This window comes from Nocardioides okcheonensis (assembly GCF_020991065.1).
Taxonomy (GTDB): Bacteria; Actinomycetota; Actinomycetes; order Propionibacteriales; family Nocardioidaceae; genus Nocardioides; species Nocardioides okcheonensis.
On the sequence record NZ_CP087710.1, the window covers coordinates 286,516 to 300,528 of the forward strand.

The window sequence follows — 14,013 nt, forward strand, 5'->3', positions numbered from 1 at the left end:
GGGGCCGCCCCGACGCGCCTGTCCACAGGCTGTCCGACCCTGCCGGTTTCCGTTACGGTGCCAGCAGGCCAGCCACACGGGGCTGCGGCCGCGAGAGGAGACCCCATGGGCACCGTTGTCGTCGGATACGTCCCGAAGCCGGAGGGCGAGGCTGCCCTCGCAGCCGGCATCAGCGAGGCGAAGCTGCGCGGCGGCAAGCTGGTCGTGGTGAACTCCCACCGCGGCGGCCAGGAGTTCGACGGGGTCAGGGCCCGCGCCGCCGAGGACGACATGGCGTCGATCCGCGAGAAGCTCGAGGCCTCCGGCGTCGAGCACGACGTACGCCAGCTGGTGCGCGGCTTCGAGCCCGCCGAGGACCTGATCAGCATCGCGGAGGCCAACGACGCCGAGCTCCTCGTCATCGGCCTGCGACGTCGCTCGCCGGTCGGCAAGCTGATCCTGGGCAGCAACGCCCAGCGGGTCCTGCTCGACGCCCCGTGCCCGGTGCTCGCCGTCAAGGCCCAGTGACGCCGACCCGCTAGCGGCCGCGCGGGACGTCGGACTGGCACAATCGCCCCATGGGCTTCCAGATCACCGGTGACCCGGCCGCCGACAAGGTCCTCGACGACTCCGCGTTCGCGCTGCTGGTGGGCATGATGCTCGACCAGCAGTACCCGATGGAGCACGCGTTCCGCGGCCCGGCCAAGGTCCTCGACCGGTTCGGCACCGTCGAGCCGGGCGCGATCGCGGCCGCCGACCCCGAGGAGTTCGCGGCGATGGCCTCCACGCCGCCCGCGATCCACCGCTTCCCGGGGTCGATGTCGGTCCGGATGCAGGAGCTGGCGCGCATCGTCGAGGACACCTACGGCGGGGACGCGTCCCGGCTCTGGACCGAGGCACGCGACGGCAAGGACCTGCTCAAGCGGGTGATGGCGCTGCCCGGCTTCGGCAAGCAGAAGGCCCAGATCTTCGTGGCCCTGCTCGCCAAGCAGCTCGGCGTGCGGCCCGACGGGTGGGAGGCCGCCGTCGGCGACTACGCCCTCGAGGGGCACCGGTCGGTCGCGGACGTCGTCGACGCCGACTCCCTCCAGAAGGTCCGCGACTTCAAGAAGGCGAAGAAGGCGGCCGCACGCGACGCGCAGTGAGGGCGATCCACGCTTCCGTGGACCCTCGTGGCAGAATGACCGAGCGGCTCTTGACGTCTCCGGGCCTCGCCGCGCCCCGAAGTTGCTTGACGAGAGGTGTTCGTGTCCTCACACGCACGCAAGTTGCTCCCCGCCGAGGTGCTGTCGCACCCCTCCATCACCGCCCTGGTCGAGGGCGGCGCCCCGACCGGCACCGTGTCCCCCCAGGACGTGCGACGGGCCAGTGACGAGGCGGGGGTCGAGCCTCGCCACCTGAAGGCGCTGCTCGTCCACCTGGGCGAGCTCGGCATCACGGTGCAGCTCGACGCCTCGAGCCTGCGCGCCGTCGCCGCCACGAGCAAGCGGGCGTCCACCTCCGCCGCGGCGAAGAAGGCGCCGGCCAAGAAGGCCGCCGCGTCCTCCGCCGCGTCGGCCACGGCCGAGCCCGCGGCACCGGCCAGGAAGGCCGCCGCCAAGAAGGCCGCGCCCGCCAAGAAGGCGCCGGCGAAGAAGGCTGCCAAGGCGACCGACGCCGACGAGGTCGTCGACCTCGGCGCCGTCGAGGCGCCGGCCGTGGGGGCCGACGGCAAGAAGGTCCTGCCGGACATCCCCGACGACCAGTTCGAGAAGGACGTCGTCGCCGATCCCACGATCAAGGAGGACGAGAAGCAGGCCTTCACCGTCTCCGCGGCCGACGAGACCGACGAGCCCGAGCAGCAGGTCATGGTCGCCGGTGCGACCGCCGACCCGGTCAAGGACTACCTCAAGCAGATCGGCAAGGTGCCCCTCCTCAACGCCGAGATGGAGGTCGAGCTCGCCAAGCGGATCGAGGCCGGCCTGTTCTCGGAGGAGAAGCTCGCCAAGGGCGGCCGGATCAGCGCGAAGATGCTCGAGGAGTACGAGTGGATCGCCGAGGACGGTCGGCGCGCCAAGAACCACCTCCTCGAGGCCAACCTCCGCCTCGTCGTGTCGCTCGCCAAGCGCTACACCGGTCGCGGCATGCTCTTCCTCGACCTGATCCAGGAGGGCAACCTCGGACTGATCCGTGCGGTCGAGAAGTTCGACTACACCAAGGGCTACAAGTTCTCGACCTACGCGACCTGGTGGATCCGGCAGGCGATCACCCGCGCGATGGCCGACCAGGCCCGCACCATCCGCATCCCGGTGCACATGGTCGAGGTCATCAACAAGCTCGCCCGCGTGCAGCGCCAGATGCTCCAGGACCTGGGCCGCGAGCCCACGCCGGAGGAGCTGGCCAAGGAGCTCGACATGACCCCGGAGAAGGTCATCGAGGTCCAGAAGTACGGCCGCGAGCCGATCTCGCTGCACACCCCGCTCGGCGAGGACGGCGACTCCGAGTTCGGTGACCTGATCGAGGACTCCGAGGCGATCGTCCCCGCGGACGCCGTCTCCTTCACCCTCCTGCAGGAGCAGCTGCACGCGGTCCTCGACACGCTCTCCGAGCGCGAGGCGGGCGTGGTGTCGATGCGGTTCGGACTCACCGACGGCCAGCCCAAGACGCTCGACGAGATCGGCAAGGTCTACGGCGTGACCCGCGAGCGGATCCGCCAGATCGAGTCGAAGACGATGTCGAAGCTGCGCCACCCGAGCCGCTCGCAGGTCCTGCGCGACTACCTGGACTGAGCACCCCGCACGTCCGACGAGGGCCCGACCGCAGCAGCGGTCGGGCCCTCGTCGCGTCGTGGCCGTGCCGGCTCAGCGGCGGTCCTCGGAGCCGTGGTCGTCCGTCTCGTCCTCGTCGTGGTGGTCGTCGTCGGAGGAGCACCGGTCCTCGGACGAGTCGTCCTCGTCGGAGTCGCTGACGGAGTCGTCGTCGCTGTCCTCCTCGCCGTCGACGGTGCCGTCGTGGTCGCTGTCCGCGACGCCCGGACGCGTGCCGTGCTCGTTCTCGTCCTCGTCGCGCACGCCGTCGTGGTCGCTGTCGTCGTCGTCGGCGGTGCAGGACTCGAGCGCGTCGTCCTCGTCCTCGTCGTCGACGCCGTCGTGGTCGGAGTCCTCGTCGCCGTCGCGCACGCCGTCGTCGTCGGTGTCGCGGTCGGTCGGGTCGGTGCCCCGACGGCCGTCGTGCACCTCGTCGCCGTCGTCGATGCCGTCGCCGTCGGTGTCCTCGTCACGGGGGTCGAGGCCGAGCCGGCGCTCGACGCGGTTGCGCAGGCCGTCGTGGTCGCGGTCGCGCCCGGCCGCGCGCTCGCTGGTGGGTCCCGCGGCGGCGGCAGCGTCCGACGCCGACGCGGTGGGGGAGCCGAGCAGCACCAGGCTCGCGGCGACGGCCGCGACGGCGGCTCCGACCGCCAGTGACCGGTGCGACGCGGATCGGAGGGTGGCGTCCATGGGGTTCCTCTCGTCGGGGGTGGGGCGATCATGGCGCGGCCCGCGGCCCGGTGTCATCGGGATCGGGCGGGCCGAAGGTCCTCGGTTCGCGGGCTACGGTGGCTGCCATGGGTCCGCAGCGCCGCGCCGCCGCCGCGGTGGTCCTCGCCCTCGCGCTGTCCGGCTGCACCGGGGCCGGCGAGCGCGACGCCGACCGGGACGGGCCGGGGCCCGACCCCGGCGCGCCGACGTCCGACGGGTCGGCCCGGGCCCCCGCGACCCCGCCGACGCCCGACCCGACCACGGAGGCCGCCGCACCCACGGAGGCGCTGCGTCCCGGGGACCTGCGGGCGGCCACCGCGGTCCGTGCGGTGCGACACCTCGCGGGCCGGATCGGTCCGCGGGAGGCCACCGGACCGGCGTACGGGCGCGCCGCCCGGTGGGTGACCGGCGAGCTGCGCGACCTCGGCTGGGAGGTGGAGCGGCAGGCCTTCGACGTCCCGGCGGGGGAGTCCTGGGGCGTCGCCGTGCCCGCGGGTCGGTCCGTCAACGTGGTCGCCACGCTCCCCGGGGTCGACCGGACCCGTCCGCACCTCGTGGTCGGCGCCCACCTCGACACGGTCCCGCAGGCGCCGGGGGCCGAGGACAACGCGTCGGGGGTGGGCGTGCTCCTCGCGGTGGCCGAGGCGGTGGCCCAGCGGCGCACGAGGCTGCCGGTGGTGCTCGTGGCCTTCGGCGCCGAGGAGCCGCGCGGCCCCGGCGACGAGCTCCACCACTTCGGCTCCCGCGCCCACGTCGCAGCGCTCGGGCCACGCGAGCGGAGGGCCGTGCGGGCGATGGTGTCGCTGGACCGGGTCGGGGTCGGCGAGGTGGTGCCGGTCGGCTCGGCGGGGGACGGCGACCCGGTGCAGCGGTCGCTGCTGGACGCGGCACGGCGGGCCGGGGTCCCGGTCGTGGCCGAGGGCGGCCAGCGCAGCAGCGACCACTGGTCCTACGTCCGGGCCGTCTGCCGGCCGCGCGCCTCGGCTCGACGCCCTACGCCGGCTATCACTCGGCCGCGGACCTCCCGCCGGTCGTCTCGGGCGCCCAGCTGGCGCGAGTCGGGCGCCTCGTGCTCGCCTGGCTGGCCCCGCGGCCGGGCTAGCGAGCCCAGCCCCGCGCACGCGCGCAGGGACCGCCGCTCGTCGCGCGAGGCGGCCGCGGCCGCGCCCGCGACCCCGCGGGCGACGCCGTCGACGCCGATCCGCGCCGGCCACCACGCGGACCCGGTGACGCTCGCCCGGGCCTCCGACCGCGGCCGGGCCGCACGGTGAGGGTGAGCACGCCGGTCGGGCCGGGGGAGTACCAGGCGAAGTTCCCGAGCCCGTAGCCGACGTAGCCGCCGCCGAGCCGGCCGTCGCCCTGCAGCACGTGGGCGTGGGCGCCGACCACGACGTCGGCGCCCGCCGCCACGAGGCGGCGGGCCAGCCCCCGCTGGTCGGGCGACGGGCACCGTTCGCCCTGCACCCCCCAGTGGAGGTAGACCACGACGACGTCGGCGGCCGAGCGGGCACGACGCACCTTCCGCAGCAGCCGGGCCGGGTCGAGGGCGACCGCGATCCCGGGGCGGCCGGGGCCGGCGGCCCAGTGGGCGGTGGGGTCGGCGGTGGGGTCCTGGTCGGCGACAGACGCGGCCACGGTGGCGACGCGGGTGCCGCGGACGTCCGTCACCACCGCCCGCTGCGCGGACCGCGCGTCGCGGCCGATGCCCGCGACGTCGACGCCCGCCGAGCGGGCCGCCCGCAGCGCCTGGCGGACCCGACCGCGGCCGAGGTCGAGCGCGTGGTTGTTGGCCATCACGGCGACGTCCACCCCGGCGCCGGCCAGCGCCTCGAGGGCGGCGGGCGGCGCCGAGAAGGTGAAGCGCTTGCCCGGCTCGGGCCGGCCCCCGGTGCCGACCGACGTCTCCAGGTTGAGGATCGCCAGGTCGGCCGCCCCCAGGACCCGAGCGGCCGGCCCGAGGGCGGTGGCGGGCTCCGCCAGCCGCTCGGACAGGGCCCCCTCGAAGTGGACGTCGCCGGCCAGCGCGAGCCGCACGGGCGCGCGACGCGGTGGGCCGGGGTCGCCGGGTGGCACCGTCGGGGTGCTGGTCGGGGTGCTCGTCGGGGCCGACCCGGGCTGTCCCGGCACCTCCGGCGCACCCCGCCCGGGGGCCTCGGGACCGGGCGCCGTGCACCCACCACCCACGACGGCGGCGAGGACGAGGGCCCCCGCGAGGCGCCGGCGTACGCAGCCGTCCCCGGTCGACCCCGCCTGCCCGCCCATGGCGCCATGGTGCCACCGCGCGGGTGTCCACCCCCCAGAAGTGGGTGGACGCCGACCGGGGGAGGGGTGCCACACTCGAGGCATGAGAACTCGGATCTCGCTCGCAGCCGTGCCCGCGCTCCTGCTCGCCGGTCTCGTCGCCGCGCCCGCGGGCGCGGAGTACTACGGCATCGACGACCCGGCCGACGCGACGGCGTCGCTCTCCGACATCACCGCCCTCCAGGCCATGCACGGCAACCGGAACCTGCTGGTCAAGGTGAGGTTCACCGAGCTGGTGCGCTCGAGCGCCGCGGGGCTGTCGCTCTACATCGACACCGACCGGGGCGCCCGCGGGGCCGAGTACCTGCTGAGCAGCGGTCTCGGCGACGGGACCGACTACGTGCTGACCAGGGCGAACGGCTGGCGCGGCAGCGACGACCGGGTCGACTGCGACTACTCGGCCCGCCCGAAGTGGCGCAAGGACGTCTTCCGGGCGCTCGTCAGCCGCGCCTGCCTCGGCGACCCGGACACGGTGCGGGTCTCGGTGAAGATGGTCGACGAGGCCGACGGGTCGCACCCGGTCATGGACTGGGCGCCGAAGCGGCACCGGTGGAGCCTCCCGATCGCGCCCGGCCTCGGGGTGTGACCCTCGCGGGTCAGGCGGCGGCGACCAGGCCGACCGCGAGCCCGCACAGCAGCAGTCCGACGCCCTGGGAGGCGTGGACCCGCTCGCGCAGGACGACGGCCGCCAGCGCGATCGTGACGGCCGGGTAGAGCGAGGTCACGACCGAGGCGACCGTCAGCAGGCCGGTCTGCGTGGCGCGGAGGAAGGCGACCACGGCGGTCGTGGCGAGCAGTCCGGCCGCGACGCCCCACGCCTGCGACGGGTGGTCGGGCCTCCACCGGCCGCCCAGCAGCGTCGCGGTGACGGCGACGCAGACCACGCCGACGCCCTGCGCGAGCGCCAGCGGCGCGAACCCGGCCTCCTCCGGCACCTGTCCCGTCGCGGCGAACAGCAGGCCGAAGCCCGCCCCCGCCAGCACCCCGTCGACGATGCCCGCGGCGAGGTCACCACCACCCGGCTCGCGGCTCACCAGCCAGATCCCGGGCACCGCCGCGACCAGGCCGAGCCAGACGAGCAGGTCGGGGCGCTCCCCGGTCGCCACACCGACGACGACGGGCAGCAGGGCCGCACCCACGGCCGAGACGGGCGCGACCACGCCCATCCGGCCCGCGGCCAGCCCGCGGTAGAGGAACGCGCCTCCGGTGCCGGTCCCGACGCCGGCGAGCGCGCCCCAGCCGAGGTCGGCGGCGGTGGGGGAGCCCGCGGTGACCAGGGCGAGGACGACGGCACCGGCGCAGGCCGACGACGACGCGACGAACGCGACCGGCCACGCCGACGTACGCCGTGACGCGATCCCGCCGACGAAGTCCGAGAGGCCGTAGGCGACGGCCGCGGCGAGCGCGAGCAGGACGGCCACGTCAGGTCACCACGACGCCCACGACCCAGGCGGCGGCGGCGAGGAACGCGGCGACCAGCTCGACCAGGATCGAGACGCCCACGGCGCGCAGCGCGGCGCGGGTGGACGGTCCGGCCTGCGCGGCACCCACGCGGGCCCGCTCGGCGAGGTAGACGCCGAGCACGAACCCGATGAACATCCCGACCAGCGGGACCACGAAGAAGCCCACGAACGCCAGCAGCGCCCCGACCGCGAGGGTGCGGTTCGGCACCCCGGAGGCCTTCAGCTGCCGCCCGGGGACGAGGAACTTCACCACGGACCCGCCGGCGAGCAGCACGGTGCACACCGCGAAGACCACCCACGCGGTGGAGGTGTCGACGTCGAGGGCCCACACGAGGACGGCGCCGAGCACCAGCAGGGTGCCGGGCAGCACGGGGACGATGATGCCGGCGATGCCGACGGCGATCGCGACGGCGACGAGGACTTCGGTGAGGCTCACCGGGCCAGCCTCCCAGAAGGGGGTCCGGACGCAGGACGACCCCGGAGAGCGTGTCCGGGGTCGTCCTGGGAGTCGGTGTGGTGCTGCTGGGTCAGGCGTCGCTGCCGAGCTTGTGCGTCTCGTCGTGGACGGTGGCAGCGACCTCGCGGAGCTTCTCGCCGTGCTCGCGGGCGTGGTGGGCGCAGAACAGCAGCTCGCCGCCGGTCTGGAGCTCCACCCGCAGGTAGGCCTGGGCGCCGCAGCGGTCACAGCGGTCACCCGCCGTGAGGACGGCCTGGGTGGGTGCGGTGGCAGTGGTCACGTCAGCCTCATTTCTGTTCATCGGTGTCTTGCCCAACGTAGCCAGTGGGACAAAGATTCCCAGCGGCCCCCTCGTGCAGCGATCCCCTCCAGTGAATCACGCCACGTCGCCCGACGCGTGCGTTGTCCGCAAGCGTGTACCGGATGTTGTGGACGAGGGACCAACGTCCGGCCGACCAGGCTAGACCGGACGGGTGGGCAGGATCCGGGCAGGCGTGCCTGCACGGCCGGGCGGCGTGTCGCGGGTAGTGTCGGGGTGTTCCGAGATCCACCCGAGCACGACAGGACGTCCGTGGCAGCACCGGCAGACAACTCGTACAACGCAGCGCACCTCCTCGTCCTCGAGGGCCTCGACGCCGTGCGCAAGCGCCCGGGCATGTACATCGGCTCGACCGACACCCGCGGCCTGATGCACTGCCTGTGGGAGATCATCGACAACGGCGTCGACGAGGCGCTGGCCGGTGTCGCGCACCGGGTCGAGGTGACCCTGCACGAGGACGGCTCGGTCGAGGTGTTCGACGACGGCCGCGGCATCCCGACCGACAAGGAGCCCAAGACCGGGCTCTCCGGCGTCGAGGTCGTGGCGACCAAGCTGCACGCCGGCGGCAAGTTCGGCGGCGGCTCCTACGTCGCGACCGGCGGCCTGCACGGCGTGGGCCTGTCCGTGGTCAACGCGCTGTCGTCGCGGATGGACATCGACGTCGACCGCTCGCCGACCCAGCGCGGCCTGTCCTTCCAGCGCGGCGTGCCGGGCGTGTTCGACGGCGACGGCCCGTCCGCGTCCTTCACCCCGCAGTCCGGCCTGACCCGCACGGGCAAGCGCGTGGCCAAGGGCCGCACCGGCACCCGGATCCGGTTCTGGCCCGACCGGCAGATCTTCACCAAGGACGCCCGCTTCGAGATGGAGGGGCTGGTCGGCCGCGCCCGCCAGACGTCGTACATCGTCCCCGGCCTCGAGCTCGTCATCCGCGACCAGCGCGCCGGCGAGATGGTCGAGGAGAAGTTCCGCCACGACGGTGGCATCGCGGAGTTCGTGGAGTTCCTCTCCCACGGCGAGCCGGTCACCGACATCCTGCGCCTGCAGGGCACGGACACCTTCACCGAGACGGTGCCCCTGCTCGACGACAAGGGCCACATGACGCCTCAGGAGGTCGAGCGCGAGCTCACCGTCGACGTCGCCGTGCGCTGGGACACCGCCTACGACACCGAGCTGCGCTCGTTCGTCAACGTCATCGCCACGCCCAAGGGCGGCACCCACGTCAGCGGCTTCGAGGCCGCGCTGACCAAGACCTTCAACGACGCCATGCGTGGCGCGAAGGTGCTCAAGGCGGCCGACGCCGACGTGATCAAGGACGACGTCCTCGAGGGCCTGACGGCCGTGGTCACCGTGCGGCTCGCCGAGCCGCAGTTCGAGGGCCAGACCAAGGAGATCCTCGGCACGCCGGCGGCTCGCAGCGTGGTCCGCAAGGTCGTGGCCGGCGAGCTCAAGGCGTTCCTGACCTCCACCAAGCGCGCCGAGAAGGCGCAGGCCAAGCTCCTGATGGAGAAGGTCGCCGGCGCGTCGAAGACCCGGCTCGCCGCGCGCCAGCACAAGGAGAACCAGCGCCGCAAGAACGCGCTGGAGTCGTCCGCGCTGCCCGCGAAGCTCTTCGACTGCCGCAGCACCGACACCGAGCGCACCGAGCTGTTCATCGTCGAGGGCGACTCGGCGATGGGCACCGCCAAGGCGGCGCGCAGCAGCGAGTTCCAGGCGCTGCTGCCGATCCGAGGCAAGATCCTGAACGTCCAGAAGGCGTCGGTCGGCGACATGCTCAAGAACACCGAGTGCGCCTCGATCATCCAGGTCGTGGGCGCCGGGTCGGGCCGCACGTTCGACCTCGAGGCCGCGCGCTACGGCCGGATCATCCTGATGGCCGACGCCGACTCCGACGGCGCGCACATCCGCTGCCTGCTGGCGACGCTGTTCTTCAAGTACATGCCCGACCTGGTCCGCGACGGCCGGCTGTTCTCGGCCGTGCCGCCGCTGCACCGCATCGAGCTGTCCAACCCGAAGAAGGGGATGGACAAGTACATCTACACGTACTCCGACGACGAGCTGCAGCGCAAGCTCGCCGAGCTCAAGCGCAAGAACGTGCGGTGGAAGGACCCGGTCCAGCGCTACAAGGGCCTCGGGGAGATGGACGCCGACCAGCTGGCCGAGACCACGATGGACCCGCGCCACCGCACCCTGCGCAAGCTCACCATCGACGACGTCGACGAGGCCAGCCGGGTCTTCGACCTGCTGATGGGCTCCGACGTCGCGCCGCGCAAGGAGTTCATCGTGCAGGGCGCCTACGAGGTCGACGTCGAGGCCCTCGACGCCTGAGGGCCGATCCCGCGGCTCGCGCCGGCGTACGCCCCGGCGTGTCGCGGCCGACACGCCGGCACGAGTGCGGAGGCGGCGTCGGTCCGGCCCGTGCCGGACTAGCGTGCGCGCATGGACATCGGGTTCGGTGAGTTCGCGCTGCTGGTGCTGCCCCTGTGGCTGCTGTTCGCGTTCGTCGTCTACTGGGTCATCCGGCTGGGCGTGCGGCACGGCACCCTCGACGCGTACCGGATCGACCGGACCGACCAGCGCATCGCGGCGATGAGGGCCGAGGCGAGCGAGCGGGTCCGCGACAGCAGGGGATCACCCGGCCCGTCCGCGGACCGCACGGACTGAGCCGTGGCGCGCTCCCGGGGCGCCGTTCGACCAGGTCGGTCAGGCTCTCGCTGAACTTGTCAGGCCGTGCAAGGCCTGACAAGTTCAGCGATCCCCGGCTGACCGGGGATCGCTGAAGCCCCGCGACGCTGACAGTCATTGTGTCGCGGTCCCCCTCTCAGTAGGTTTGTGGCCCGCGTCACAGCAGGTCGAGAGGGAGCACATGCCCGACGAGAAGTTCGACTACGTCGTCATCGGATCGGGCAGCGCCGGCGGTGTCGTCGCCGCCCGGCTGACCGAGGACCCGGACGTCCGGGTGCTGCTGCTCGAGGCCGGTCCCGCCGACGACGACGACAACATCCACATGCCACTGGCGTTCTCGATGCTGTTCAAGACGAAGTGGGACTGGAACTACGAGACCACGCCGCAGAAGCACCTCGACGGGCGCCGGGCGTACTGGCCCCGCATGAAGGCGCTGGGCGGGTGCTCGTCGATGAACGCGATGATCTACATCCGCGGCAACCACGCCGACTACGACGAGTGGCGCGACGCCTACGGCGCGACCGGCTGGGGCTTCGACGACGTCCTGCCCTACTTCGTCAAGGCCGAGGGCAACACGCGCCTCGGCGGGCGGTTCCACGGCACCGACGGGCCGTTGCACGTCGAGGACCGGACCTACGACCACGAGCTGAGCACCGCCTTCATCGAGGCCGGGGTCGCGGCCGGGCTCAAGCGCACCGACGACTTCAACGGCGCCGAGCAGGAGGGCATCGGCCGCTACCAGGTGACCTGCAAGAAGGGGCGCCGCTGGTCGGTCGCCGACGCCTACATCCATCCCGCGGCGGCGCGGCCCAACCTGACCGTGCGGACCGAGGCGTTCGTGACGCGGATCGTGCTCGAGGGCACCCGCGCGGTCGGCGTCGCGTACACCCGCAACGGCGCGCAGCACGTCGTGCGCGCGGAGGCCGAGGTCGTGCTCAGCGGCGGCGCGATCAATAGCCCGCAGCTGCTCATGCTCTCCGGCATCGGCCCCGGAGCCCACCTGCGCGACCTGGGCATCGACGTCGTCGTCGACTCCTCCGGGGTCGGCCAGCACCTCCAGGACCACCCCGTCTCGGGGATCCTCAGCTACACCAAGGACACCACCGACATCGCCGAGATGCTCGGGATCGGCAACCTGGTGAGGTGGAAGGCGACCGGCAAGGGGCCGCTGAGCTCCAACGTCGCCGAGACCGGGGCGTTCTACGCCTCCCGCGACGACCTCGCGCTGCCGGACATCCAGCTCCACGTCGCACCGACGGGGTTCTACGACAACGGCATGCACGAGCCCGTACGCCGTGCGCTGACCACGGCCGTGACGCTCGTCAACGTCCAGAGCTCGGGCCATGTCCGGCTGCGCTCGGCCGACCCGACCTGGCACCCCGAGATCGACCCGGGCTACTTCGACGACCGCGCCGACCTCGAGGCCATGGTCGGCGGGTTCCGCACCGCGCTCGAGGTGCTGCGCCAGGGCCCCATCGCCCGGTTCGTCGACGAGCCGTGGGTCCCGGCCTCGAGCGACCCGTCCGACGACGAGATCATCGAGGCGATCGGCCGCCTCGGCCAGACGCTCTACCACCCCGTCGCGACGTGCGCGATGGGCACGGTCGAGGGCAGCGTCGTCGACCCCGAGCTCCGCGTCCACGGCGTCGAGGGCCTGCGGGTCGCCGACGCCTCCGTCATGCCGCGGGTGCCCCGCGGCAACACCAACGCCCCCACCGTCATGATCGGTGAGAAGTGCGCCGACCTCATCAAGGAGTCACGATGAGCACCACCCTCGAGCCCACCACCTCCGGCGCCACCCAGACCTTCGACTCGCTCGACCCGGCCACCGGCGACGTCGTCGGCACGCACCCGGTGGCCGGCCCGGCCGAGGTCGACGCCGCCGTCGCCCGCGCCCGCGACGCGGTCGACTGGTGGGGCAACCTGTCGTTCGACGAGCGCGCCGACTTCCTCCTCACCTGGCGCAGCGTGATCACCCGGAGGATCGCCCAGCTCGCCGACCTCTCCCACCGCGAGACCGGCAAGCCCCACGGGGACGCCCAGCTCGAGATCGTCCTGGCCATCGACCACATCGCGTGGGCGGCGAAGAACGCCAAGAAGGTGCTCGGGGCGCGGAAGGTCTCCTCCGGGCTCCTGATGGCCAACCAGGCGGCGACGGTGGCCTACCACCCGCTCGGGGTGGTCGGCGTGATCGGCCCGTGGAACTACCCCGTCTTCACGCCGATGGGGTCGATCGCCTACGCCCTCGCCGCGGGCAACGCCGTGGTGTTCAAGCCCAGTGAGTACACCCCCGGCGTCGGGCAGTGGCTCGCCGACAGCTTCCGTGAGGTGGTGCACGGTCGCGACGTCCTGCAGGTCGTGACGGGCCTCGGCGAGACCGGCAACGCGCTGTGCCGGGCGCGGATCGACAAGCTCGCGTTCACCGGGTCGGGGCGCACCGGCAAGCTCGTCATGGCGACCTGCGCCGAGAACCTCACGCCGGTCGTCATCGAGGCCGGCGGCAAGGACTCCCTGATCGTGGACGAGGACGCCGACCTGGCCAAGGCCGCCGAGGCGGCGCTGTGGGGCGGGATGGCCAACGCGGGGCAGACCTGCATCGGCACCGAGCGCGTCTACGTCCACGAGAACGTCTTCGACGCCTTCATGACCGAGATCCTGTCCCAGGCCGAGGGCCTGCGCGCCGGGGCAGACTCGGGCGCGAAGATCGGGCCGATCACGATGCCGTCGCAGCTGGGCGTCATCAAGAGCCACATCGACGACGCGATCGCCCGCGGCGCGAGGGTGGTGCTCGGCGGGTCCGACGCGGTCGGGGAGCGCTTCGTCCAGCCGACGATCCTCACCCACGTGCCCGAGGACTCCACGGAGATCACCGACGAGACCTTCGGTCCGACACTGGCGATCAACCCGGTCGCGAGCATGGACGAGGCCGTACGCCTCACCAACGCCACCGAGTACGGCCTGGCCGGCGCGGTGTTCTCGCAGGCCAACGGCATGTCGATCGCCCGCCGGATCCGCTCCGGCATGACGTCGGTCAACGCGGTCATCGCCTTCGCCGCCGTCCCGTCGCTGCCCTTCGGCGGCGTCGGGCAGTCGGGGTTCGGCCGCATCCACGGCCCCGACGGGCTCCGGGAGTTCACCTACGCCAAGGCCATCACGCGGCAGCGGTTCGCGCCGGTCATGAACCTGACGTCGTTCGCGCGCGACGCCGCGACCGACGGGAAGGTCGCCCAGCTGGTCACGCTGCTGCACGGGGGCAAGCAGACGCTGCGCTGACCGGTCCCGGGAGCGACGGTCGCGGCGACGTACGACGGCCCG

The 14,013-nt window shown here is 73.2% G+C and carries 13 protein-coding genes and 1 pseudogene; 9 read left to right on the forward strand and 5 right to left on the reverse strand.

Annotated elements, in window-relative coordinates; translation table 11 throughout:
* Positions 1-105: 105 nt before the first annotated feature.
* The 3 genes from LN652_RS01280 to LN652_RS01290 all read left to right on the forward strand — a co-directional run bounded on the left by LN652_RS01280 (position 106) and on the right by LN652_RS01290 (position 2,747).
* Positions 106-507 (forward strand): universal stress protein, encoded by a 402-nt coding sequence (locus LN652_RS01280; RefSeq protein ID WP_230442911.1) that lies wholly within the window; start codon positions 106-108, stop codon positions 505-507.
* 50 nt (positions 508-557) lie between these two features.
* Positions 558-1,124 (forward strand): HhH-GPD-type base excision DNA repair protein, encoded by a 567-nt coding sequence (locus LN652_RS01285; protein WP_230442912.1) that lies wholly within the window; start codon positions 558-560, stop codon positions 1,122-1,124.
* A 96-nt stretch (positions 1,125-1,220) separates the two neighbouring features.
* A complete protein-coding gene (locus LN652_RS01290) occupies positions 1,221-2,747 on the forward strand; it encodes an RNA polymerase sigma factor (RefSeq protein ID WP_407941514.1) in 1,527 nt (508 codons plus the stop codon).
* Positions 2,748-2,819: 72 nt separating this feature from the next.
* Here LN652_RS01290 and LN652_RS01295 read toward each other — a convergent pair whose 3' ends face one another.
* The gene (locus LN652_RS01295) at positions 2,820-3,455 is read right to left on the reverse strand and encodes a hypothetical protein (protein WP_230442913.1); all 636 of its coding nucleotides are present in this window, start codon (positions 3,453-3,455) and stop codon (positions 2,820-2,822) included.
* 107 nt (positions 3,456-3,562) lie between these two features.
* On the opposite strand from LN652_RS01295, the gene LN652_RS01300 reads away from it, so the two are divergent.
* Complete coding sequence (locus LN652_RS01300; protein ID WP_230442914.1) at positions 3,563-4,747, forward strand: M28 family metallopeptidase; 1,185 nt, start codon at positions 3,563-3,565, stop codon at positions 4,745-4,747.
* 94 nt (positions 4,748-4,841) lie between these two features.
* Here the strand turns inward: LN652_RS01300 and LN652_RS01305 are convergent.
* Positions 4,842-5,822 (reverse strand): annotated as a pseudogene (locus tag LN652_RS01305) (CapA family protein); the annotation flags it as partial.
* Between LN652_RS01305 and LN652_RS01310 the strand changes: the two are divergent.
* Complete coding sequence (locus LN652_RS01310; RefSeq protein ID WP_230442915.1) at positions 5,821-6,363, forward strand: hypothetical protein; 543 nt, start codon at positions 5,821-5,823, stop codon at positions 6,361-6,363. The pseudogene LN652_RS01305 and the gene LN652_RS01310 overlap by 2 nt on opposite strands.
* A gap of 10 nt (positions 6,364-6,373) precedes the next feature.
* Here the strand turns inward: LN652_RS01310 and LN652_RS01315 are convergent, their stop codons facing one another.
* From LN652_RS01315 to LN652_RS01325, 3 genes are all read right to left on the reverse strand, one after another.
* Positions 6,374-7,198 carry a DMT family transporter gene (locus LN652_RS01315; protein WP_230442916.1) on the reverse strand — a complete coding sequence of 275 codons (825 nt, stop codon included), beginning with the start codon at positions 7,196-7,198 and terminating at the stop codon, positions 6,374-6,376.
* 1 nt (position 7,199) lies between these two features.
* Positions 7,200-7,676 (reverse strand): DUF456 domain-containing protein, encoded by a 477-nt coding sequence (locus tag LN652_RS01320; RefSeq protein ID WP_230442917.1) that lies wholly within the window; start codon positions 7,674-7,676, stop codon positions 7,200-7,202.
* Between the two features lie 91 nt (positions 7,677-7,767).
* Positions 7,768-7,998: a DUF7455 domain-containing protein gene (locus LN652_RS01325; protein WP_230442918.1), complete on the reverse strand. Its 231-nt coding sequence runs from the start codon at positions 7,996-7,998 to the stop codon at positions 7,768-7,770.
* 270 nt (positions 7,999-8,268) lie between these two features.
* On the opposite strand from LN652_RS01325, the gene LN652_RS01330 reads away from it, so the two are divergent.
* The 4 genes from LN652_RS01330 (at position 8,269) to LN652_RS01345 (ending at position 13,971) form a co-directional block, all read left to right on the forward strand.
* On the forward strand, positions 8,269-10,341 hold the full coding sequence (locus tag LN652_RS01330; protein WP_230442919.1) for a DNA gyrase/topoisomerase IV subunit B: 2,073 nt from the start codon (positions 8,269-8,271) through the stop codon (positions 10,339-10,341).
* Positions 10,342-10,452: 111 nt separating this feature from the next.
* A complete protein-coding gene (locus tag LN652_RS01335) occupies positions 10,453-10,677 on the forward strand; it encodes a hypothetical protein (RefSeq protein ID WP_230442920.1) in 225 nt (74 codons plus the stop codon).
* 202 nt (positions 10,678-10,879) lie between these two features.
* Entirely contained in the window at positions 10,880-12,463 is a 1,584-nt protein-coding gene (locus tag LN652_RS01340; RefSeq protein WP_230442921.1) for a GMC family oxidoreductase, read from the forward strand.
* Complete coding sequence (locus LN652_RS01345) at positions 12,460-13,971, forward strand: aldehyde dehydrogenase family protein (RefSeq protein ID WP_230442922.1); 1,512 nt, start codon at positions 12,460-12,462, stop codon at positions 13,969-13,971. The genes LN652_RS01340 and LN652_RS01345 overlap by 4 nt, the downstream gene beginning before the upstream one ends.
* The last annotated feature ends 42 nt before the right edge of the window (positions 13,972-14,013 follow it).